General features: G+C 54.7%; 20 protein-coding genes. 12 read left to right on the plus strand and 8 right to left on the minus strand.

What is annotated here, in order from left to right; all coding sequences use genetic code 11:
• Positions 1-242: 242 nt before the first annotated feature.
• Both priA and BLR44_RS03525 read right to left on the minus strand, forming a co-directional pair.
• On the minus strand, positions 243-2762 hold the full coding sequence (priA, locus tag BLR44_RS03520; protein ID WP_176955888.1) for a replication restart helicase PriA: 2520 nt from the start codon (positions 2760-2762) through the stop codon (positions 243-245).
• Between the two features lie 273 nt (positions 2763-3035).
• The gene (locus BLR44_RS03525) at positions 3036-4595 is read right to left on the minus strand and encodes a S8 family serine peptidase (RefSeq protein WP_089680702.1); all 1560 of its coding nucleotides are present in this window, start codon (positions 4593-4595) and stop codon (positions 3036-3038) included.
• Between the two features lie 88 nt (positions 4596-4683).
• Between BLR44_RS03525 and BLR44_RS03530 the strand changes: the two genes are divergently transcribed.
• Both BLR44_RS03530 and BLR44_RS03535 read left to right on the plus strand, forming a co-directional pair.
• On the plus strand, positions 4684-5985 hold the full coding sequence (locus tag BLR44_RS03530; protein ID WP_089679231.1) for an aminopeptidase P N-terminal domain-containing protein: 1302 nt from the start codon (positions 4684-4686) through the stop codon (positions 5983-5985).
• A gap of 105 nt (positions 5986-6090) precedes the next feature.
• Positions 6091-6507: a RidA family protein gene (locus BLR44_RS03535; RefSeq protein ID WP_089679234.1), complete on the plus strand. Its 417-nt coding sequence runs from the start codon at positions 6091-6093 to the stop codon at positions 6505-6507.
• A gap of 113 nt (positions 6508-6620) precedes the next feature.
• Here the strand turns inward: BLR44_RS03535 and BLR44_RS03540 are convergent, their stop codons facing one another.
• The gene (locus BLR44_RS03540; RefSeq protein WP_245705963.1) at positions 6621-6980 is read right to left on the minus strand and encodes a carboxypeptidase regulatory-like domain-containing protein; all 360 of its coding nucleotides are present in this window, start codon (positions 6978-6980) and stop codon (positions 6621-6623) included.
• A 114-nt stretch (positions 6981-7094) separates the two neighbouring features.
• On the minus strand, positions 7095-7688 hold the full coding sequence (locus BLR44_RS03545) for a hypothetical protein (RefSeq protein ID WP_089679238.1): 594 nt from the start codon (positions 7686-7688) through the stop codon (positions 7095-7097).
• A 175-nt stretch (positions 7689-7863) separates the two neighbouring features.
• Between BLR44_RS03545 and BLR44_RS03550 the strand changes: the two genes are divergently transcribed.
• The 10 genes from BLR44_RS03550 (at position 7864) to tsf (ending at position 16712) form a co-directional block, all read left to right on the plus strand.
• Positions 7864-8895, plus strand: a complete 1032-nt coding sequence (locus tag BLR44_RS03550) for an aminopeptidase (RefSeq protein ID WP_089679241.1) — start codon at positions 7864-7866, stop codon at positions 8893-8895.
• Positions 8896-8982: 87 nt separating this feature from the next.
• Positions 8983-9789: a DUF3108 domain-containing protein gene (locus tag BLR44_RS03555; protein WP_176955889.1), complete on the plus strand. Its 807-nt coding sequence runs from the start codon at positions 8983-8985 to the stop codon at positions 9787-9789.
• Positions 9790-9873: 84 nt separating this feature from the next.
• Complete coding sequence (locus BLR44_RS03560) at positions 9874-11217, plus strand: TlpA disulfide reductase family protein (protein WP_089679245.1); 1344 nt, start codon at positions 9874-9876, stop codon at positions 11215-11217.
• A 29-nt stretch (positions 11218-11246) separates the two neighbouring features.
• A complete protein-coding gene (locus BLR44_RS03565; RefSeq protein ID WP_089679248.1) occupies positions 11247-11981 on the plus strand; it encodes a response regulator transcription factor in 735 nt (244 codons plus the stop codon).
• Between the two features lie 6 nt (positions 11982-11987).
• Positions 11988-13115 carry a sensor histidine kinase gene (locus BLR44_RS03570; protein ID WP_089679252.1) on the plus strand — a complete coding sequence of 376 codons (1128 nt, stop codon included), beginning with the start codon at positions 11988-11990 and terminating at the stop codon, positions 13113-13115.
• A gap of 6 nt (positions 13116-13121) precedes the next feature.
• The gene (locus BLR44_RS03575; RefSeq protein WP_089679255.1) at positions 13122-13841 is read left to right on the plus strand and encodes an RluA family pseudouridine synthase; all 720 of its coding nucleotides are present in this window, start codon (positions 13122-13124) and stop codon (positions 13839-13841) included.
• A 137-nt stretch (positions 13842-13978) separates the two neighbouring features.
• Positions 13979-14422, plus strand: coding sequence for a 50S ribosomal protein L13 (gene rplM / locus BLR44_RS03580; RefSeq protein ID WP_089679258.1), 444 nt, complete (start codon positions 13979-13981; stop codon positions 14420-14422).
• A gap of 8 nt (positions 14423-14430) precedes the next feature.
• A complete protein-coding gene (rpsI, locus tag BLR44_RS03585) occupies positions 14431-14817 on the plus strand; it encodes a 30S ribosomal protein S9 (protein ID WP_089679261.1) in 387 nt (128 codons plus the stop codon).
• 9 nt (positions 14818-14826) lie between these two features.
• Positions 14827-15765: a 30S ribosomal protein S2 gene (rpsB, locus tag BLR44_RS03590; RefSeq protein ID WP_089679264.1), complete on the plus strand. Its 939-nt coding sequence runs from the start codon at positions 14827-14829 to the stop codon at positions 15763-15765.
• A gap of 113 nt (positions 15766-15878) precedes the next feature.
• Positions 15879-16712 carry a translation elongation factor Ts gene (gene tsf, locus BLR44_RS03595; RefSeq protein WP_089679267.1) on the plus strand — a complete coding sequence of 278 codons (834 nt, stop codon included), beginning with the start codon at positions 15879-15881 and terminating at the stop codon, positions 16710-16712.
• A gap of 101 nt (positions 16713-16813) precedes the next feature.
• Here the strand turns inward: tsf and BLR44_RS03600 are convergent, their stop codons facing one another.
• The 4 genes from BLR44_RS03600 to BLR44_RS03610 all read right to left on the minus strand — a co-directional run bounded on the left by BLR44_RS03600 (position 16814) and on the right by BLR44_RS03610 (position 21877).
• The gene (locus BLR44_RS03600; protein WP_143017088.1) at positions 16814-17674 is read right to left on the minus strand and encodes a hypothetical protein; all 861 of its coding nucleotides are present in this window, start codon (positions 17672-17674) and stop codon (positions 16814-16816) included.
• Positions 17643-18221, minus strand: a complete 579-nt coding sequence (locus BLR44_RS28490) for a hypothetical protein (RefSeq protein ID WP_143017089.1) — start codon at positions 18219-18221, stop codon at positions 17643-17645. The genes BLR44_RS03600 and BLR44_RS28490 overlap by 32 nt, the downstream gene beginning before the upstream one ends.
• A 178-nt stretch (positions 18222-18399) precedes the next feature.
• Positions 18400-19413 carry a bestrophin family protein gene (locus BLR44_RS03605; protein WP_089680705.1) on the minus strand — a complete coding sequence of 338 codons (1014 nt, stop codon included), beginning with the start codon at positions 19411-19413 and terminating at the stop codon, positions 18400-18402.
• A gap of 85 nt (positions 19414-19498) precedes the next feature.
• Positions 19499-21877 (minus strand): TonB-dependent receptor, encoded by a 2379-nt coding sequence (locus tag BLR44_RS03610; RefSeq protein WP_089679273.1) that lies wholly within the window; start codon positions 21875-21877, stop codon positions 19499-19501.
• Positions 21878-21976: the final 99 nt, after the last annotated feature.

Here is a 21976-nt window from a genome sequence, read left to right on the forward strand (position 1 = left end):
AGAAGAAAAGTAAATTTTTTTTCGATTTAAGAGGTTACCTCGCTCCTTTCGTACGGTATAAACAGGCACAGTTTATTCATATTCCTGTTTGACATATTCCTGATGTATAGAAGGCGCTCGACACTTGTCGGGCGCTTTCTTTTTTTGCCCCACGTGAGCGTGTTCCCAAGCAGGAAGCTTTTCCCCTTGGTCGAAAGCAATAAGAGGAGGGAAACGGGCTTGCAACTTTAGGTCTGCGACGGCTAGACCGGATCGACATCCACCACGAAGCGCACATTTTTGTAAATCCGCTCGGTTTCGAGCGTGCGAATTTCGCGGCGGATCATCTCTTTTACCGCTTTCAGGTTCAGTTTTCCCCGTTCCAGCTTCACGAGCACATCCTGCAAATACTGATTGCGAATCCGTTCCACTACGGGTGCTTCCGGTCCCATGACGCGACTCGGGCCGAGGTGCCGGCTAAAAATATTGACCAGCGCCGTGGCGGCCTGAAACGCCACTTTTCGTTCTTCGCACTTGGTGGTAACGCGAATCAGGTGCGCAAAGGGCGGATAAAAGAACCCCTCGCGCTCGCGGATTTCGTCGAGGTACAGCCCCAGGAAATCGCCCTGCACAATTTTGTGGAGAATGGCCTGTTGCGGTTTGTGGGTCTGGATGATAACGCGTCCTCGGCGGTCGCGCCGTCCGGCCCGGCCACTTACCTGGGTAATCATCTGGAACGTGCGTTCGTGCGCCCGAAAATCAGGGAAGTGGAGCATGCGGTCGGCATCGAAAATGCCGACCAGCCCCACGTGGTCGAAGTCCAGGCCTTTGCTGACCATCTGGGTGCCGACCAGCACGTCGATGTTGCGTTCTTCAAAATCGCCGATGATCTGCTGGTAACTGTTTTTGCTGCGCGTGGTGTCCAGGTCCATCCGCTGCACTCTGATTTCCGGAATGAGCAGCTTCAGGTCGTCTTCGATGCGCTCGGTGCCGGCCCCCATCGCCATCAGTTTGGGCGAGTCGCACTCGGGGCAGGTGCGGGGCACATCTTCGTGATACCCGCAGTAATGACAGCGCAACTCCTGTGCGGCCTGGTGGTATGTCAAACTTACGTCACACTGACGGCAGCGGGGCACGTGGTCGCACTCCTGGCATTGCAGCCAGGGAGAATACCCGCGACGGTTCTGAAACAAAATGACCTGTTCGTGGCGCGTCATGCTCTGGCGCATGGCGTCCAGTAGCGCGGTCCCGAAGCCGTTCTGCAATTTCTTCTGCTTCTTCTCAATCGAGATGTCGGCCAGTTCCATTTCCGGCAGTTGTGCGTCGCCATAGCGTTGCAGCATTTCCACCAAGCCCCAGCGTTCGGTGCGGGCCTGATGGTACGTCTCGATCGAAGGCGTCGCTGATCCCAGCAGCACACGTGCGCCGTGTTGCCGCGCCAGCACCAGGGAGGCATCGCGCGCGTGGTAGCGCGGGGCGGGGTCGAACTGCTTGTACGACGTCTCATGCTCTTCGTCGACGATGATCAACCCGAGGTTGCTGAAGGGCAAAAAGATGGCGGATCGTACACCGACAATAAAGGAAATAGCGCCGGAAGCCACGCTTTGCCACACTTCCACCCGTTCGTTATCGGAAAATTTAGAGTGGTAAATGCCCATTTCCTGTCCAAATACTTTCTGCAAGCGCGCCACAATCTGCGTGGTCAGGGCAATTTCGGGCAGCATGAACAGCACCTGCGAACCGCTGTCGAGCGCGCGCCGGATCAGGTCAATATACACTTCGGTTTTCCCGCTGCCGGTGATGCCGTGCAGCAGCGTGACCTCTTTTTCCTGAAAAAGGCGGATGATTTCTTCACGGGCGCGTGTCTGTTGTTCCGTCAGCACGACTTCTTTCAGCTTCTCGGCTTTTCCGGTAGTGGGGAAGCGCGACACTACCACTTCAAATTCTTCGAAGACCCCGTTTTTGGTCAGCGTCGCCAGCGACGAAGCCGAGATCCCAGTTCCTTTCAGTTCCGATTTCTCTATGCCTTTTTCATTGTACGCCGGGTTGGCGTGCACCGGCACGCGTTGCAGGTAAGACAACAGCACCGAAATCTGTTTCGGGTTGCTCTCCAGTTGTTCGAACAGCGCCTGTAACCGCTCTTCCGAAGCCGTATGGTGCGGTACCAGCCGCACTTTCTTGATCGTGCGGGGTTTGTACTTCTCCTTCAGTTCCTCAAACAGAATGATGGCGCGCAGGGCGGTCAGCCCTTTCAGAATGTGGTAAATGTTTTTAACGTCCAGCTTCTCGGCGGCTTCGTCATACGTCAGCGACTCGTGTTCTTCCAGCAGTTCGATCAACTTGCCCTCCTTCTCGTTCAGCAAGTCGAAGCCGGAGCGGTCCCAGTCTGGGTTCAGTTGAATGCGCGAACGGCTACTGATTTTCAACCCCGACGGCAGGGCGGCATTCATCACTTCCCCGATGGCGCACAGGTAGTAGTCGGCCATCCACTCGAAAAAGCGTAGCTGATGTTCGTTCACCAGGGGCTCGTCGTCGAGCAGTTCCAGGATGTACTTGGCCTGGTAGCGGGACGGTGCCGTTTCGTGCAGTCGCGCCACCACCGCCGTCACAATTTTGCGCCGACCAAACTGCACCACCGCCCGTGCGCCGGGCTGAATGGCGTCGTTCAGGTCGTGGGGCACCCGGTAGGTGAACAACTGCGGCAACGGCAACGGCAGAATCACGTCCGCAAACAACGTGACGCGTTCCGTGGGCAAATACGGATTGAGATCGAGCGTGGACAAGGGAGTACAGAAAAACGAAAATTAAAAGTAACGGTTTTGGCGGAAAGAAGCGGCAGGATTTAGGGTGCAGGTCGAAGGTCGCTGGTCCAGAGTCGCCGGTTGCAGGTCAATAGATCACAGGTCGTACGTCCTGCTTCTATCCAATGCTTCTCTGTCATCGCGAACGCAGCGAGAGCGCTTGCTGCGGACAAAGAAATTTTTTTTCCCGTCTTAGTGGTCCGCTTCGGCCAAAAGGATTTGAGGCCTGTCGCTTACGACTTGCAACTTGGCAATCTACTCCCACACCAGCTCGATGACTTCCGTTTGCAGGTCGATGGTGGTACGGGCAACGCCGTCAGGACGGGCGATGTCGAGGGCATGGCGACGGACACGAGCGGTGGTCTGGTCGACTACCTGCGTGGCATCCCGCTTGTGGAAAAGTAAGACTTCGTTTTCGTGAGCATGTCGAAGTTTCAGGTGGTAGTGGTCACCTTTCACACGCACTTCGCGAGCCGAGGCCGACGGGGGCGTCTTGGCGAGCCATTGCAGGGCGCGGTCGGCCTGCGGCACGCCGTAGCCCACATAATTGTTGCCGTACGGGTACAAATGCGCCGACCGGCGGACCAGCTCCATCAGCTGCGCATTGGTCAGGTGCGGCGCTTTCTGCATCAGACAGGCCACGAAGCCTGTAATGACCGGCGCAGAAAACGAAGTGCCCGTTAGGGAGTAACAGGCCACGTCGGGTTTCAGGTAAGGCAGAAAGGCCGGTCCGATGCCGCTGTAGCCCATTTTTTTCCAGACGTCCTGCCACGTGGCCCCGACCGCCAGTACCCCGGGTGCGTCGGCGGGCGTAGAAATGTAGCGCCAGTGGCGGTTGTCGCCGTCGTTTCCGGCCGACACCACCAAAAGGATGCCTTTTTCTTCGGTGGCGATGCGGGCGGCTTTCACAATGGTACTGGTCTGGCCGTCCATCTCTTCCGGGCGGTAGTTTTCTTGCGGATTATCGAAGCCCAGCGCGTACCCCAGCGACGTGTTGATGAGCCGGACGCCGAGGCTATCCATCCATTCCATCGCCGCCATCCAGTAATCTTCCTCACCCCGAAATTCGTCGTTGCCGTGGTCGGTGCGGGCCAGGTAAAACTGCGCGTCCGGCGCAAAACCGTAGCGTTCGTGTTTTTCTTCGTCCCATCCCGTAATCATATTCAGGACCGACGTGCCGTGCGCATCCTGAGCCGTTTCCGACGTACCGAAAAAGTCGGCTTTGGTGGGGTTGACAAAGTCGCGGAATTGCAAAATCTGCCCCGCCTCGAACAAATGCCGCAGGGTAGGGGACTGATGCGCCCGGTAGAAGCCCGCGTCGATCACACCCACCACCACACCTTTGCCGGTAAGTTTTTCGGTCTCGAAAAAAGGAGAGGCCATCTGTTGCGATGCCGGGCTTGCCCATCGCGTGGTTTCGGTAGGTTCCGTTTCGGCCAGTTGCAATTGCCCCCGCAGCGGGCGAACTTCTTTGACAAAAGGCAGTTGCCGCAGAGCCGTTTGCTGGGCGTCCGTCAGGTAGGCCGACACGGCATTGAGCCAGCGCGATCTGCACACGATCTGCACTCCTTCGTGTTGCAAGGCCTGAACGTATGCCGCCTGGAGGGGCACATCCGTCCACTGAAACAGCGGCAGGCCCTGGTGCTGCCGGTTTGCACGCGTCTGGGCGCTGATGGCGGGCGTTGCAGCAAGGTCCTTGTCCGTCAGGAAGATCCAATACTTTTCTGTGTCCGAATGAGGTTGGGCCGTCAGCGGCAGAGAGGCCGCCCAGAAAGGCAGCAGAAGGAACAGCCAAAGTTGTGACCGTCGTTGCATGTTCGGATACATTTCAGGAGCTTTAACCGGAAAATTTATTCGCCTGACGAGGCCATCCGGCTCCGTTCAGCTTCAAAAATATCACAAAATGAGGTACGAATCTATCGGAAAAGAATTGTTTACCTACAATCGGAAGCAACTCGCCGACCGCCTTAAACCCAATGCGTTAGCCGTTTTTAACGCCAATGATATCATGCCCACCAATGCCGACGGCACCATGCCCTTCCGGCAGAATAACGATCTGTTTTATCTGTCGGGCATTGATCAAGAGGAAAGTATTCTGCTGATCTACCCGGATTGCCCCGATCCGGCACATCGCGAGGTTCTGTTCCTGCGCGAAACCAACGAGCACATTGCCATCTGGGAGGGCCACAAGTACACGAAAGAAGAAGCACGCGAAACGTCGGGCATCGAAAAGGTCTACTGGCTCACGCAATTTCCGTCCGTGTTTCAGGGGCTGATGGCGGCCTGCGATTACGTTTACCTGAACTCGAACGAGCATACGCGCGCCGTGATCGAAGTGGAAACCCGCGACGCGCGGTTTATCCGCGAAGTACGTCAGAAATATCCGCTGCACCACTACGAGCGCGTCACGCCGCTGATGCACCAACTGCGTGCCATCAAGTCCAAGCGGGAAGTGGAGCTGATTCAGAAGGCGTGCAACATCACCGAAAAAGGCTTCCGGCGGGTGCTCGAGTTTGTTCGTCCGGGCGTCATGGAATTTGAAATCGAGGCGGAATACGCACACGAGTTTCTGCGGAACCGTTCGAAGGGATTTGCCTACACGCCCATCATCGCTTCGGGCCACAACGCCTGCGTCCTGCACTACATCGCGAACGACCAGCCCTGCCAAGATGGCGATCTGCTGTTGATGGACGTGGGGGCCGAGTATGCCAACTACGCTTCGGACATGACGCGCACCATCCCGGTGAGCGGTCGGTTTACGCCTCGCCAGCGCGAAGTGTACGACGCCGTGTTGCGGGTGATGCGCCAGGCGGCGGCGATGCTGCGGCCGGGCAATACGCTGGACGAGTACCACAAGGAAGTGGGGCGGATTATGGAAAGTGAGTTGATCGGCTTGCGACTGCTGGAGCGGGAAGCGGTGAAAAACCAGGACCCCGAAAAGCCGCTGTACAAGAAGTATTTTATGCACGGCACCTCGCACCACCTGGGCCTGGATGTACACGACGTAGGAAATAAGTACCGCACGTTTGAGCCGGGCATGGTGTTTACCTGCGAGCCGGGCATCTACATCCGCGAAGAGGGCATCGGCATCCGCCTGGAAAACGATTTTCTGGTGACTAGTGGCCATCCGGTCGATCTGATGGCGAACATTCCGCTCGAAGCCGAGGAGATCGAGGAAGCCATGCAGGCTTCGGTGAAGGCGTAGTTCGGGTCCCCTGGCCTTCGGACAACGCTCTCTGGCGCACCCTCTTTCCCGACGAACGGGAGCTATCAGACTGCATTCGTCACGTTTACTGTCTTTATTATCAATATGGCTGACTCCATCCATTCGCAGCGCGCTCCGAAACCGGTCGGGGCCTATCCGCACGCCCGTCGCGTCGGGAATTTGTTGTTTTTGTCGGGCGTGGGCTCGCGCATTCCCGGCACCAACGAAATCCCCGGGGCGCACTACGACGAACACGGCACGTTGGTGAGTTCCGACTTCGAGGCCGAATGCCATCAGGTGTTTAGTAACGTGCGGCAGATTCTGGAGGACGCGGGCGCGGACTGGAGTAACCTGGTGGATGTGACGGTTTTTCTGACCCACCTGGAGCGCGACTTCCCGACCTACAACCGCCTCTATGCCGACTACTTTCGGGAGAACCAGCCGTGCCGTACGACGCTGGGCGTAGATCGGTTGCCCACCGACATTGCGATCGAACTGAAGTGCATCGCGGTACTGGACTAGTCGACACGCAAAATCCCCCGCCAGTGCATGTGCGTTGACGGGGGATTTCTCTACAATTCTCTATCAGGCGACTACGGCCCGCATATCGTGCAAGAGACGCGCCGGACGCCGCGTTATTCGATGACGACGTTGACCTTGTTCATGCGCTTTTCGACCAACTTGTCGGTCTTGGTGCCCAATCCGTAATTGTTCATGTCTCCTTTTTCGGCTTCTACAAAATAGGCCTTGGACTCCAGTTCCTTGAACGTAGCGCGGCCTTTCTCGTCGGTCTTTTCCGTGGCGACCGGGTTGGCGCTTTGCTTGTAATCGTCTTCGTTCAGGTACAGCTTGACGGTCGCGTTCTCCTGCGGGTTGCCCAACTCGTTCAGCACGGTAACGCGGAGGCTGGTTTTGACCAGTTGCGCCGACGCCGGGGTAGGCGCGAGGGCGGCCATCAGGAAACAGACGAACAGAAACGGAATGACTTTTTTCATGAGTGATTGGTTATTTCGGTAAAGATAAAAAACGAGGCCATGCGGCGTGAGAACCGACGTGGCACCTGCCGACGACCAACGTAAGTTTCGGGAACGCGACCTCGCCCGCGGGGGTTACGACGACGCCAGTACGGCATCCGCAAAGTCTTCGAAAGGCAGCGCCCGCGTGTAAAGCGCATCCGAGTAGACCGTGACCACCACCTTCAGGTAACTCGCCCGGTCGTCGATGGCGATGGCCTCTACCTGAATGTTGCCGTACCGCTGGTCGCACAGCACCGTCGGGTCGGTGCAAAAAGGCGGCTTTAACGCGTAACGCTCCGACGACTCAAGGTAGCGGCTTTTTTCCCGGAGCTCGTGAGTAGCGCTGGCCACCCGGTAGCCCAGCGTCAGGATGCGGTTCTTCAGCGCGTCGAGCCAGAACGACAGCTCGCGGAGGGGCAGTTGCGGCGGGCACATCACGGCGAAGCCGTTGGCATACGGCGTGGTCAGCAGATGGATTTCCGGCTCCACCGCCATGTCGTTGCGTTTCAGGTAGTAAGCGCGCGATAGCAGTTCGATCATATGCTGCTCGTGCCCGGCCTGTTGCCAGGCGATGTACTCGTCCGCGAATCGTTCGGAGCGCCGCAGCACTTCATGCACCAGCCGCACGGGGCCCTGTTGGGCCGGTTTCGGAAAAAGTCGTTCCAGCAAATCATCGAAAAAAGCCATAGCACGTTGCGGTTAGAAAATTAATGACGAAGTAGAACGTTACGAAGTTGCAGACGCAGGTGGAGCAACTACCAAAAATAACGAATCTTTGGGGGCTTTCTCGAGAGAAACTACGCGGCACCCTACGGAACGCTCGGGGGCCGGTCGGCCTCTCTTTTCCAGAGATCTGTGGCATATGGTAAAGAAAATTCTGGCACTGGTTGGTATTGTCTTTCTGGGTTTTGTGCTCTTTTACGCTTCCGATCTGGCGTATGGCTTCGGGCAGCTGCGGGGGCAGCTCCACATCGTCTGGAACGCCCGACCCATCGAAGAGTTTCTGGCCGACGAGACCTTTCCCGACTCGCTGAAGGCGCGCATCCGCCTGGTGCAGGAGATTCGGCGGTACGCCATCGATTCGTTGGGCATCAACGATTCCAAAAATTACACCACGCTCTACGATCAGCACGGAAAGCCGGTGTTGTGGAACCTGACCGGCTGCCGCCCCTTTGCCCTGGAAGCGAAGGAGTGGTCTTTTCCCTTTTTAGGGACCTTTCCTTACATCGGTTTTTTCGACCGGGAAAAAGTGCTGGCCGAAGAAGCGCGCCTTCAGGACGAAGGGTACGAGACTTACATTTACAGCGTGGGTGGCTGGTCGACGCTCGGCTGGTTTCGCGACCCGATTCTGTCGAGCATGTTGCGCCGACCGGAGGGCGATCTGGCCGAACTCATCATCCACGAGTTGACGCACGCCACGCTGTACGTGAAGGACAATATCCAGTACAACGAAAATCTGGCGACCTTTGTGGGGGAGGAGGGGGCCAAGCGTTTTCTGGCGTGGAAATACGGTGAGGCGTCGGCGCCCTACCAGCACTACCTGTACGGCGACGACGATTACGAGCGCTACAGCCGCCACATTCTGCGGGGCGCCAACCGACTCGACAGTTTGTACCGTACCTTCTCGGATGCCGTGCCATTGGACGAGAAGAAAGCGAAGAAACAGGCGCTCATCGGTGAGATCATTGCCCAGATCGACACGATTTCGTTTCGCTATCCGGCGTTGTATCAGCGACGTTTTTCGGCCGATAGCCTGCCAAATAATACATACTTTATGTCGTACAAACGTTACCGGGAGGAACAGAACCAGTTCGAAACGGAGTTTTACCGTGACTTTGATGGTGATTTTCAGAGATATTTGCAGGCGTTGAAGAAACGATATCCCTCCCTGTGATCGTCCCGTAAAAAAGTCGTGTTCACTGCCACCAAAAAATAAGGTATGAAGTTTGCCAATCTGCTTGCGAAAACACATGCAACCTTTATGAAGCTCAACGTTACTGTGCTCTCGCTGTTGGCAGCCGCTTGCATTCTGATCAGTACCGCTGCCTTCACCGACCGGGGGCAATTGCGACGTCTGCCGAATACCTCGTTTCAGCCCGGCGAACGCCTCGACTACCGCGTCCACTACGGGATTTTCGACGGCGGGGAAGCCACCATCGAGACCAGTCCGCGGGTCCACCTGATCAACGACCGTCCCTGTTATAAAATCGAAGTGAAAGGCCGCACCACCGGCATGGTCCGCATCGCTTATAAAGTGCGCGACGTGTGGGGCAGCTACGTCGACACGGCCGCTTTTGTGCCCCATCGATTTTACCGCCGCATCGAAGAGAACAACTATCGGAAATACGAAACCACGTACGTGGACCATTTTCGGGAAGAGGCGCGCATTGTGGACGAGCGCAAAAACGAAGAGAAGCTGATGCAGATTCCCAAAGAGGTGCTCGACATGGTCAGTGGGTCGTTCTACATGCGGCTGCTCGACTACGAGAACATGAAACAAGGGCAGACGATCAAAGTCAGTGGAATTTTTGAGGACCACCTCTACCACTTGAGCATCATTTACCAGGGCAAAGAGCAAATCAAGACGGAGTTTGGCAAGATCAAATGCATTCGTCTAACGCCGGAGTTGCCCGAGAACAGCCTGTTCAACGGCGAAAATGCAATCGATGTCTATATCTCTGACGACCAGAACCATGTGCCGGTAAAGATCCGCGCCAACATGTTTGTCGGCGCCCTGGAAATCGACCTGAAAGAGTACCGGAACCTGCGGCACCACTCGCCTTTTTAGCCCGTACGCGCTTCTGCCCAGCCGCTTTCTTCCCGCCGTGCGGGTTACCAATCGCTCCGAAATTATCACTAATTTTGCGGCAACATGACGTTATCGCGGCTAGGTTGGGGAATGATGTTGGGTTGGCTTTGGAGCCTAACCTGTGCGGCGACGACTCCCCTCACCATCGACGGTACCGTCCGAAATACCGGGAATTTCCCGCAAGTTTATCTCTACGCCTATTTTGGTCCTCAGCTTGTTAGGGTCGATTCGGCCGCGCTGACCAAAGGCAAATTTCAACTCACATACGAGCCGTCTGTTCCCCGCGGCCTCTACCGCATCGGGGTGTCCGAAGCGCGCTCGTTCCCCTTAGTCCTGACCGGCGAAAACGTAACGTTCGAGGCCGATCTGGTCGAGCCCAATCAGCCCCCGCAGTTCCAGCAATCGCCGGAAAATCAACTTTTTGCGGCTTACCAAAAGCAACTGGTCAAGTTCCGGCAGGCCATTCGGCGGGTGTTGCTCAGCACGCAGCAACTAAGCTACAGCGCGGCCCCGGCCGAAGAGAAAAACCGCCAGATGAAGGCGTACAAAGCCAGTTACGACTCGTTGACGCGGGTGCAAAGCGCCTACCATCGCCAACTGGCCGAAGCCCATCCCCGCACATTTGTGGGGAAAATGGCTGCCCTGTACCTCATTTCCCCCGACGCGACCCGCGAGGAGGCCGTCACGCAGGCGCAACTGCAAGATCAGGAGATTTTGCGGAGCGATTTGTTGCTGAACCTGTTCCAAATCTACCTCCAGCATTTTGCGCCCGAGGGGCCGCACCGCTGGCGCGAAGAAATCCCTTTTCTGCTGAGCCGCAGCCCGGCAGGAAGTGCCGGACGCGAAGTCACCTGGTTAAGTCTGATTCCTATTTTTATGAACGCGGACCCGGACTACGGGCGGCAGTTGGTCAAGCAGTACGCCCGGGAGTTTCCGGAATCGGCCTATGCCCAGGAAAAGCTACGGAACCTGCCTCCCGGTTCGCCGGTAGTGGGCGACCGTGCGCCCGATCTGCTCATGAAAGGCCGCGACGGGAACATGATCGCCCTTTCGTCATTGCGAGGCAAGTGGGTGCTGATTGATTTCTGGGCGTCGTGGTGCAGCCCCTGTCGGCACGAAAATCCGGCGTTGGTCAGGGCCTACCGCAAGTTCCAGAACCAGGGCTTTACCGTCTACAGCATTTCGCTCGACAAAGAACGCGGGCGTTGGCTGCAAGCCATCGAAGACGATCAGTTGAGCTGGGCGTCCCATGTATCCGACCTGCAAGGGTGGAAATCGGGCGGCGCGGCCCTGTATGGCATCAACGCCATTCCGGCCAATTTTCTGATCGACCCCGAGGGTGAAGTGGTCGCTGTGAACCTGCGCGGTGCCGAACTGGACCAAAAGCTTGAAGAAATTTTTAAGTAACTTACCCCACGCCTTAACTACATAAACAGATGAGTGTAACCACTGTAAAACCTGACCGCAATGCCGTTTCCACCGGCAAGGCCAAGTACAAGGTGTTGATTGTGGACGACGAATCCGACATCCTCGAACTGCTGCAATACAATTTTGAGCGGGAAGGATACGAGGTGCGAACCGCCGAAAACGGCCGTAAAGCCGTAGAAATTCTGAAAGAGTTCCAGCCTCACCTGGTGGTGCTCGACATCATGATGCCGCAAATGGACGGCGTGGAAACCTGCCGCCAGATGCGTGAGTTGCCGCAGGGCAAAGAGATCTACATCATCTTTTTGACGGCCCGGACCGAAGAGTACTCCGAAGTGGCTGCGTTCGATGTAGGTGCCGACGATTTCATTACCAAACCCATCAAGCCCCGTGCCCTGATGAGCCGCGTGGCGGCCCTGTTCCGCCGGAGTGGCGCGTTGCAACAGGAAGGCGATCGGCTGATCATGGGCAACCTGACCATCGACCGCTCCAGCTACACCATTACGCACGATGGGCAACAAATGACCCTGCCGAAGAAAGAGTTTGAATTGCTGTATTTCCTGGCACAAAACCCCAACAAGGTGTTCAGCCGCGACGACCTGTTGCAAAACATCTGGGGCAACGATGTTTACGTACTGGCCCGGACGGTCGATGTGCACATCCGGAAAGTGCGGGAGAAAATCGGCGAAGGCTACATCCACACCGTCAAGGGAGTGGGATACAAGTTTGAATTGTCCGAAGCCTAATCTTCCATGCTAAACCCCCGCGTGGTGGCGGTGATCCTGGGCGGTTGCATTGCCCTGATTACCACCGCCTTCTTGTCGTTGGTGCCGGATATTTCGGTGCAGGCGCTGCTCGTGGGGGCGGCGTTGGCCTTTTCGTCTGCCTTTATTCTGATCTACCTGACGCTGGAATTTCTGATTTTTCGGGAAATCCAGCGCATCTACATCGTGCTCGACGAACTGAAAAAGAAGGATTCCGGCTTCAAGATCAAAAAGAAGAAGCTGAAAGCTTCGAGCAATCCCCTTAAAAAGCTACACGACGAAATCTTCTCGCTGGCCAACCGCAAGCAGGCGGAAATCGACGAGTTGCGCCGGATGGAGAATTTCCGCCGCGAATTTCTGGCCGACGTCTCCCACGAGTTAAAAACTCCCATTTTTGCTGCGCAGGGATTTGTCCATACGCTACTCGACGGGGCCGTGGAAGACTCCGAAGTGCGCGATAAGTTTCTGAAGAAAGCGGCCAAAAGCCTCGATGGGCTGGATGCGCTCGTGCAGGACCTGCTTACCCTCTCGAAGATGGAAAGCGGCGCGATCCGCATGCAACTGACTTCGTTCGAGATGAAAACGCTGGTGCAGGAAGTATTCGATCAACTGGACCACAAAGCCCAGAAGCGGAACGTGAAGCTGCTGCTGAAGGAAAAAGATGCGAAGCCTACCACGGTGGAAGCCGACCGCAACCGCATTCGGCAGGTGATGTCCAACTTGGTGGAAAACGGCATTAAATACGCCGGCGACAACAGTACCGTGACGGTAGGGCTGAACGTGAGCCGAGACTACGTGCACATTACCGTGAGCGACAACGGGCCGGGTATTCCGGAAGAACACCGAAAGCGTATTTTTGAACGTTTTTACCGCATCGACAAAAGCCGTTCCAAGGGAACCGGCGGCTCCGGATTGGGGTTAGCCATCGTTAAGCAAATTGTAGAAGCCCATCAGTCCTCGATTGAGGTGTCGAGCAAGGTAGGGAAAGAGACCACGTTCAGCTTTCGCCTCCAACGCGCCGCTGCTCCCACAACCGGCACCAGCACCCGCCCCACGAGCGCCGGACAGGGGGGCACTCCGCAGGTCCATAACCGGGAGTTAGGACAGGCACATTAAGTTTTTATGAAGAATTTCACGCTGGAAGACCAGATCCTTTTCGAGGACGACGATTTTTTTGTCGTCAATAAACCGCCCCATGTGTCGACGCTGGACGAGCGCCACGAAGCCGATGGGGCCAGCCTCCTGCAACTGGCCCGGGACTACGTGTCCACCGCGCAGGTCGGCCACCGGCTGGACAAAGAAACCTCCGGAGCGTTAATCATCGCCAAACATCCGGACGCATACCGGCACATTGCCATGCAGTTCGAGCATCGGCAGATTACCAAATTCTACCATGCCGTCACAAATGGCGTGCACGATTTCAGAGGTGTCCGCGTTTTCTTACCCATCCAGCCATTGCGCAACGGCACCGTGCGCATTGACCGGGCGGAGGGCAAAGAAGCAGAGACCATCTTTAATACGTTGCGTGCCTACCGCCAGCATACTCTGGTCGAGTGTCTGCCTATTACCGGGCGCATGCACCAGATCCGCATTCACCTGGCGTGTCTGGACGCTTCCATTGTGCAAGACGGCGCCTACGGGGGGAAATCCATTTACCTTTCGCAAATCAAACGGAACTTCAATCTGAAGAAGCACACGGAAGAACAGCCTCTGATCCAACGCGTGGCGCTGCATGCCTTTGCCCTGAATTTCGAAACCATGGGCGGCGAACGGGTGCAGATCGAGGCCCCTTATCCGAAAGATATGCGCGCGCTGGTGACGCAATTGGACAAGAGCCTCTGAGCACTGATAAAAAAGCGCGCTTTTTCCAAAAAGTTAGATTCCTTCCCCTGTTGTTTTTGCCACAGGAACTCTCTATCTTTGCAATCCTTTTTGCGAACTGGGCAAGAAAGCATCTAAAATTAAATCAAGAAGTTATTGTGGATACGCTGAGCTATAAGACGATTTCCGCCAATAAAGCTACGGTAAATAAGGAGTGGGTCGTGGTCGATGCCGAAGGGCAAGTGCTCGGACGGCTGGCCAGCCGTGTGGCGGCGCTGATCCGTGGCAAGCACAAAACCAACTTTACCCCCCACGTCGATTGCGGGGATAATGTGGTGGTGATCAATGCGGACAAGGTTCGTCTGACCGGTAAGAAGATGACGGACAAGGTTTACCTGCGCCATACGGGCTATCCGGGCGGACAGCGTGAGCAAACGCCTAAAGAAATTATGGCGAAGTATCCGGAGCGGCTGGTCGAAATGGCCGTGCGGGGCATGCTTCCGCGTAACCGCTTGGGACGTCGGTTGTTCACCAACCTGCACGTGTACACTGGCACCGAGCATCCACACACCGCTCAGCAACCCAAAGAAATTAAACTCTGATTATACGCATGGAGATAATCAACACCATCGGCCGGAGAAAGACTTCCGTAGCTCGTATCTATCTGCAAAGTGGGAGCGGCAAGATCACCGTCAACAAGCGCTCTATCGAAGACTATTTCCCTTCTGAAATTCTTCGCACCATTGTGAATCAGCCCTTTGCTACGGTAGAGGCCAACGGTCAGTACGACGTGAACGTGAACGTGCGGGGCGGTGGCATCGCCGGTCAGGCCGAGGCCGTTCGTCTGGCGATCAGCCGTGCGTTGATCGAGCTTGAAGGAGAAAATCGCTCACCGCTGAAGAAAGAAGGCTTCCTGACGCGTGACCCGCGCATGGTAGAACGTAAGAAATACGGCCGTCGCAAAGCCCGTCGTCGCTTCCAGTTCAGCAAACGCTAATCGAGAATTATGGCTACTGAAGTTCAATATAAAGACCTGTTGGATGCGGGTGTTCACTTCGGGCACATGACCCGCAAGTGGAATCCCAAAATGGCTCCCTACATTTTCATGGAGCGGAACGGCATCCACATCATCGACCTGAATAAAACCCTTGCCTGCCTGGACGAAGCTTGCGCAGCCATGAAACAGATTGTCCGCTCCGGGCGGAAAATCATGTTCGTCGCTACCAAGAAACAGGCGAAGGAACTGGTGGCAGAAGAAGCCGACCGCCTGAAAATGCCGTTCGTCACTGAGCGCTGGTTGGGTGGCATGCTGACCAACTTCACAACCGTGCGGAAGTCGATCAAGAAGATGGCTTCGATCGAACGGATGATGAAGGACGAAACGTACCAGAACCTGGCGAAGCGTGAGCGTCTGATGAAACAGCGTGAGCGCGACAAGCTGGATCGTGTCCTGGGTGGTATCGCCGACCTGACGCGCCTGCCGGCGGCTCTGTTCGTGATCGACGTAAAGAAAGAGCACATCGCCGTTGCGGAAGCAAAGAAGCTGGGCATTCCGGTTTTTGCCATCGTAGATACCAACTCTGATCCCGAAGAGGCAGATTTCCCGATCCCGGCGAACGATGACGCCTACAAGTCAATTGCGCTGATTACCAAAACGGTAGGAAAGGCCATTGAGGAAGGCATCATGGAGCGTCGGAAAGACAAGGACGACGAGAAGAGCCGTGAAGAAGAAGTAGCCAAAGCCCGCGAAGCGGCCGATGCCATTGCGCAGAAAAAAGCCATTGACCTGGGCGGTGACTCCAATATCATGGACAAGATCCACGCGGCGGCCGAAGAAGTGAAAGAAGAACAAGCAGTTGTAGGCGAACCCCTGCAAGGAAACGCGCAGGAGACGGTCGACGCGGCTGGCGATACAGACGAGGAAGATACGGACGAGACCAAGTAAGTTCTTACTCTTATAGACATTCTGAAATTGAACATCGCTTCCCGACATCAGTGCGGCGCGATGTTCAATTTTTTTAGGTAGCATTTCTAAAAATTACTAATCACACACGCATTATGGCTATTACTGCACAAGACGTCAACAAACTGCGGCAAATGACCGGAGCCGGCATGATGGACTGTAAGAAAGCCCTCACCGAAGCTAACGGCGATTTCGACGCCGCTATCGATATTCTCCGGAAGAAAGGCCAGAAAATCTCGGCCGCTCGTTCGGATCGTCAGACTTCCGAAGGAAGTGTTTTCGTAAAAACTACCGACGATGGCTCGGAAGCGATTCTGGTAGCCCTCGGTTGCGAAACCGACTTTGTTGCGAAAAACGAAGACTTTCAGAAAATGGGTGAAGCCGTAGTAGCACAAGCCGCTGCGAACAAACCTGCCACCACAGCAGAACTCCTGGAGCTGAACGTTGACGGCCGTTCAATTTCTGAGCACCTGACTGACCTGATGGGTAAAATCGGCGAGAAAATCGAAGTTGTTGCTTACGAAGTGCTGAAAGGCGACCAAGTGGTGCCTTATATCCACTCTAACGGAAAATTGGGCGTGCTGGTAGCACTGGCCGGTGTGAATGGAACCGACGTGCAGGAAGCTGGAAAAGATGTCGCCATGCAAATTGCGGCCATGAACCCTGTGGCTGTAGATAAAGACCAGGTGGATGCCAGCGTAGTAGAACGCGAAATTGAAATCGGGAAAGAGCAGGCGCGTGCAGAAGGCAAGCCCGAAGCAATGCTGGAAAAAATCGCGCTGGGCAAACTGAATAAATTTTACAAAGACAATACGCTGTTGAACCAGCAGTTTGTGAAAGATAATTCGAAAACCATCGCCCAGTACCTCAACGAGACGCACAAAGGCCTGACGGTGTCAGCGTTCAAGCGTGTGAACATCGGAGGCTGATAGCTTTCAAATAGTTTATTTGGAAAACGCCCCGGTCTGTTACAGGCCGGGGCGTTTTCCTTTTTAGCATATCTAAAAGGGCAAGCAGGAGGCAGATGTGACTATACAACTGAAATGAGTGAAGGGGGCTTTGCCGCTAAGCGCACCGCTTGCCAAGGCAGAAGAGTAATGACCAGAATATACATTTCGTAAAAGGGCAAGTTCATCACCAGCCAATCGCCTATAAAAAAAAGAACTACTGCGGTTAACAGAAAGTAGTCAAACTTTTTTGTGAAGAATCCTACTAAGCAGCTCAATTGCAACACCCAGGCACCCTTTAGCAAGATCAAATTGAGCGCGGGCTGATCCAGCAGCCACCTGACCCAATGGCTACGCCAGGCATCTGGGTGATGTACAACGTATTCAGCGTGCTGCATCTTGAGAATAAAGGGGAGTTGATTGTCATAATCCCAGACTACTCCATTGTATAATTTCCAGAGGGCGGCTGAACACAAAATGTAAAGCAGGAAATACCGCATAAATTGAAAATAAGCTGCAAAGCGCCGGTGCGATTGAAACCAAGGCAAAAAGCTCATCAACAAAAAACCACTTAGGTTATGGCCGCGGGCGAAATAGTACAAGTATCCTGTCAGACAGTAAGTACACAAAAGTCCTGAGAAAAGAGGTGGCCACCAGCGCTGGCGCGGATAACAAAACGCCAGAAGCATAGAAGCTAACAGGAGAAGATCGACCGTCAGGGCACGGAGATCAGTCGCTAGAATCCAGGAGGGGATTCCAGTACTGTACCAGAGCCATTGAACTTCCTCGGGTGTAATATAAGCCAGCGTGGGATGGGCCACTTGGTGCAGCCAAACCCCGTTGGTGTATTTGAAAATCCAGATCAAGATGGCAAAGCCATAGAACAATCGCACGATTAAGGTGCGTGTTTGCTCAAAGTCCTGATTCTTTAGGTAAGGGTTCATCGAAAACCGAATGGGAACTCTGAAGAACATAGCGTCCTTCGCCGTATCCATAGACATCTATGCGTAACTGTAAGTGTTGAATGGGACGATTAAACAGTAATTCCAAGTAACCTCGTAGCCACTCGATAAAGGCTTTACGACTACCGGGTGCTTCTGCGACTCGGTTGGTCAGAAACGCACGTTCTTTATCTGGCAAATACTTCATATAAGATTCGATATAAGGTGGATTGACCTTATCGCTAAAATTCGCCTTGTCGTAGCGCACAAACGTATGGCAAATTGACATCAAAAAGTCAAACTGAGGATAAGGCAATGTACTCAGGTCTAAGGCTTCGTCGTCGGCTAAGAGCACGGGGACTTCGTATTGTGCCCAATCACCATAATACCCTGAATACATGGCATAGATGAAAAAAGGAAACGTATCACGTTTGTTGTAAACGGACCGCCCGACCAACAAGCCATACATCAGAATGACGACGAAAAGTAATTTAGATTGCCGAAACAGTTGCACCAGGTAAAAGCGAGATACAAACGAACGGACATTCATTACCGGAAGCTTAAAAACGTAGGGCGATGGCGCATAGCACTTCTTCTAAAAAGCTAGATTTGACCAATTTACATCCTGGGTGATCGCTGCAAAGTAGGGAAATTCATTTTCCTGACCGATACCTGTTAATGGGCGTTCAGGGCAACGAATACGGAATGGAGCGGATGGCTGTGTTGTTTTACAGCAAGATATCGTCGACAGGCTGAATTTTCGGAGGAAGATCGGTTTCTCCCAGCACTTCACGAAGGTCAATTTCGATCGTGCGGCAGAGGGCCGTCATCGGTACGTCGTTCACGTAGTTCTCAAATGGATCTTCGCTGTTGTCGCCGACAATCTCCATGGTGGTGAAGACCCAGGAAATCAGAATGGAAAAAGGAATGGTAAGCCAGACAAATGCATCCTGACTGATTTTGCCGAACTCGCCGACCAGACCAAAGGGAAGAAGGATCACAAAAATCCACACGAACAGCGTACTGAAATAGGCATACTGCCGCGGGAAAGGGGTGTTTTTGATGCGCTCGCATTTCCCCTGGAGGTCGTACAACTCGCGCAGGGTCGACATCATGTCGATGTGGCGAAACTCTTCAATCAAGCCCTGATCGACCAGCTGCCGCAATGCCTGTCCCTGATGCTTAACAATGTGTGTAGCCGGGTTGGCTTTGATAATCACATCGGCATATTCTACCACGTCTAAAAACGGCCCGATTTCCTGTGGGCAGGCCGGGTTGCGTTCTAGGTGCAGGTCAGGCACATAAATTAGGTTTTTACGATCGAGGATGGTGGTCTGCCGTAATTGAATGCGAAGAGCGTTGATCCACGCCAGGTGGCGGTAAATCAGCGATTGGTGCACGGCGTGAAGCTCTTCCTCAGAAAGCGGTTCGCGCGCATAGCGATTGGTAACGTAGCCCAATACTTGGTTGGACCACGTACGGCTGGCATTCACAATGCCTCCCCAGATCTTCCGCCCCTCCCAGAAGCGGTCGTACGACTGGCTGTTTTTGAAGCCCAGGTAAAACGCCACGGCTACGCCGATGGTGCTGAGGGGAAGAAACGGCAGGCTGATGTCGAGACCCTGCGGTTTCAGCCAAACGTAGAGGAATGTGATCAGAGATGACCAGAGAACGAAGAACAGGACGTTTTTCCAAGCAAATTGCCAGATGAGTCCCGGGCGGATGTCGCGACGTACGTACATGGGCGAAAAGATAGAATGAATCCCGGTACGATTCAAGCCGCTGACTCTCTGCGCCTACGCCTAGTGAGGTGCTGTGCAACAGGGGCTAAAAATTGTACCCCACACTCAGCAGAAAATAGCGCGACTCCCGTTTGTAATTGAACGTCTGGCTGAAATTAGGACCGAAATTTTCTCCTCGAAACCGGCGTGTGTTGAAAACGTCACGCAGCGTGAGGTTAACATTAGCTTTGTCGTTGAAGAACCGCCGCTGTAAACTGGCGTCCAGGTAATAGCGCGCAAAATCGCGTCCCTGGGCCTCAATTTCCGGTGCCGAGTAACTTCCGGTCAGTTGCAGGCTCACGTCCATGGGCAGTTGCAATTCGCTCGTCAGGCGGGCATTTAGCGAGTACCCCTTGTTCGTAAAGTTCTGCCCCAGGTTACTGCCGTCTACCTGCGTGCGGAACAAAGTAGTGCTGGCGTTCAGGTTCCACCAGGAAAAAATCTCCGTCACGCCAATCAATTCCAACCCAAAGGTTTTGCTGGTATTCAGGTTGGCGGGCTGGCGGTACGAAATGCCGTTTTCCAGCCGGACGATGTAATCGACGTCGCCCTTTACTTGGCGATAAAACAGGTTGGAGGTAAGGTCGGTTTGCCCGAGTGTAACGTGGTAACCCGCTTCGTACGAGTTGATGTACTCGGGACGCAACGCCGGATTCCCCACCCGTACATTCAGCGAATCGGAAATGTCGGCGAAGGGATTCAGCCGCCAGCCGCCGGGACGGTCGATGCGTCGGCTGTAAGTAAGCTTTACCGACTGATTGTCAGTAACGTGGTACAGCGCCCGGAAGCTCGGGAAGAAGTTCAGGTAATTTTGGTTGTTTGCTTCGCCGGTGTTCAGAAGTTTGGTATCAACCAGCGTTTGTTCGGCCCGGACACCCGCTGATAGATCGAGCCGGTGAAACGAATGCGAGTAAATCAAATACCCTGCATAGACCTGATCGTCGTATAAAAAGTGATTGCTGGTGTTGGGTTGATTTTCCCAGGCCCCTGAACGGGCCTCCCGAATCTCGTATCGGTAGTCGGTATCAAACGACCGGATGATGGTTTTCAGCCCGGTTTCTAATTTACCTTCCCAGAGCGGCTGTACATAGTCGGCTTGTGCCACAAAAGTTTGGTTCAACTCATCGGTGTTGGCGCGCTGGCGTCCCGTCGGGCTGCCCTCAGAAGTGACCTGCCCGTTGTAGACATCGATGTTCTGCACCTCGTTTTGGTCGCGGTACGAGTGACTCACCGTGGCCCGGAACTCCCGTCCCGAGTCGTTGTCAAACAGGCGTTCGTACACCAGCGCGTTGTCGAGCGTGTAGTTATCCTCTACTTCGTTGTTCAGGCGGCTGTACTGTAAAATCTCGGCGCCGGTTTCGGTGTTGGTAACGCGCGACCGGTTGTTTTCAAAGTCCTCTTCGTCTTCAAAGTTGACAGCGCCTTCGTAGCTCAGTTTGTTGTTCCCGAAGGTATAGTCGGCACCGTAGTTCACCGTGTGCTCCAGGTCGTTGCGCCGCGAATCTTCCCACTGATCCAGCCGCTGGTCGTTGTCGAACGTCAGGCGGGTCGAATTCGAGTTTCCCACCCGAGGCCAGCGCCGGAAACTGTAGCCGCCATACACGCCGAAATTGTCGGTCCGGTGATTCAACCGCACGTTGGCATTCATCCGGTAACGGTTACCCAGGGTATACTCCACTTTGCCGTTGGTGCCTCGGTCAGCACCCTTTTTCAATTCGATGTTAATGATGCCCCCCGTGCCGGAGGCGTCGTATTTGGCGTTGGGGTTGTTAATGATCTTGATGCTTTTGATGGCACTGGCGGGCAATTGTTCCAGGTCGGTGGCCAGTGCCGAATTGCGGCCGTTGATCAGAATGTTGGTACCGCTGCCACGCAGGGAGATGGACCCGTCCTGACTGACATTGACCGAGGGGGTATTGCGCAGCACGTCGAGCAGGCTACCACCCGTATTGGTGAGCGTCTGGTCGGGGCGCACGGTCAGCCCGTCTACGTCCGTCGTAATGGCTTTGGGAGCGGCCTTTCCTCGAACAACTACTTCTTCCAGCTGGCGGGCGGTCGACACCACCGCGATGGTGCCCAGGTCCTGGTCGTCCTCGCCAACCACGAGGTTTTTCAGTTGCTTTTTCCGATACCCGACAAAGACTACGGCTATGCGGTATGTACCGGGGGGGGCGAGCAAAGTGAAGCGTCCCTGGTCGTCGGTAACGGTGCCGGAGATCGCTTTCGAGGCGCCCTTGCGATACAAGGCTACCTGCGCGTACGAGACTGGTGCATTCGTGCTGTCGTCGATCACCTGACCGGTGATTTCGTATTGAGATTGGGCGGTTGCCGGGAGGGAAAAAAGAATCAGATAAAAAAGAGGAATCCAACTTACCCATCGACCAACGCACCCTTTTGTGTGGTTCGTTGCTTGTAAGTGATGCATACTTTTACAACGGAGAGAGCCCGGAAACTGTTTGGAAAAATTTGATAATCAACAGGATAGAATACGGATGCAAAAGCGGCTGTAACGGGTTTTCGTATG

Source organism: Catalinimonas alkaloidigena, from assembly GCF_900100765.1.
GTDB classification, from domain to species: domain Bacteria; phylum Bacteroidota; class Bacteroidia; order Cytophagales; family Flexibacteraceae; genus Mooreia; species Mooreia alkaloidigena.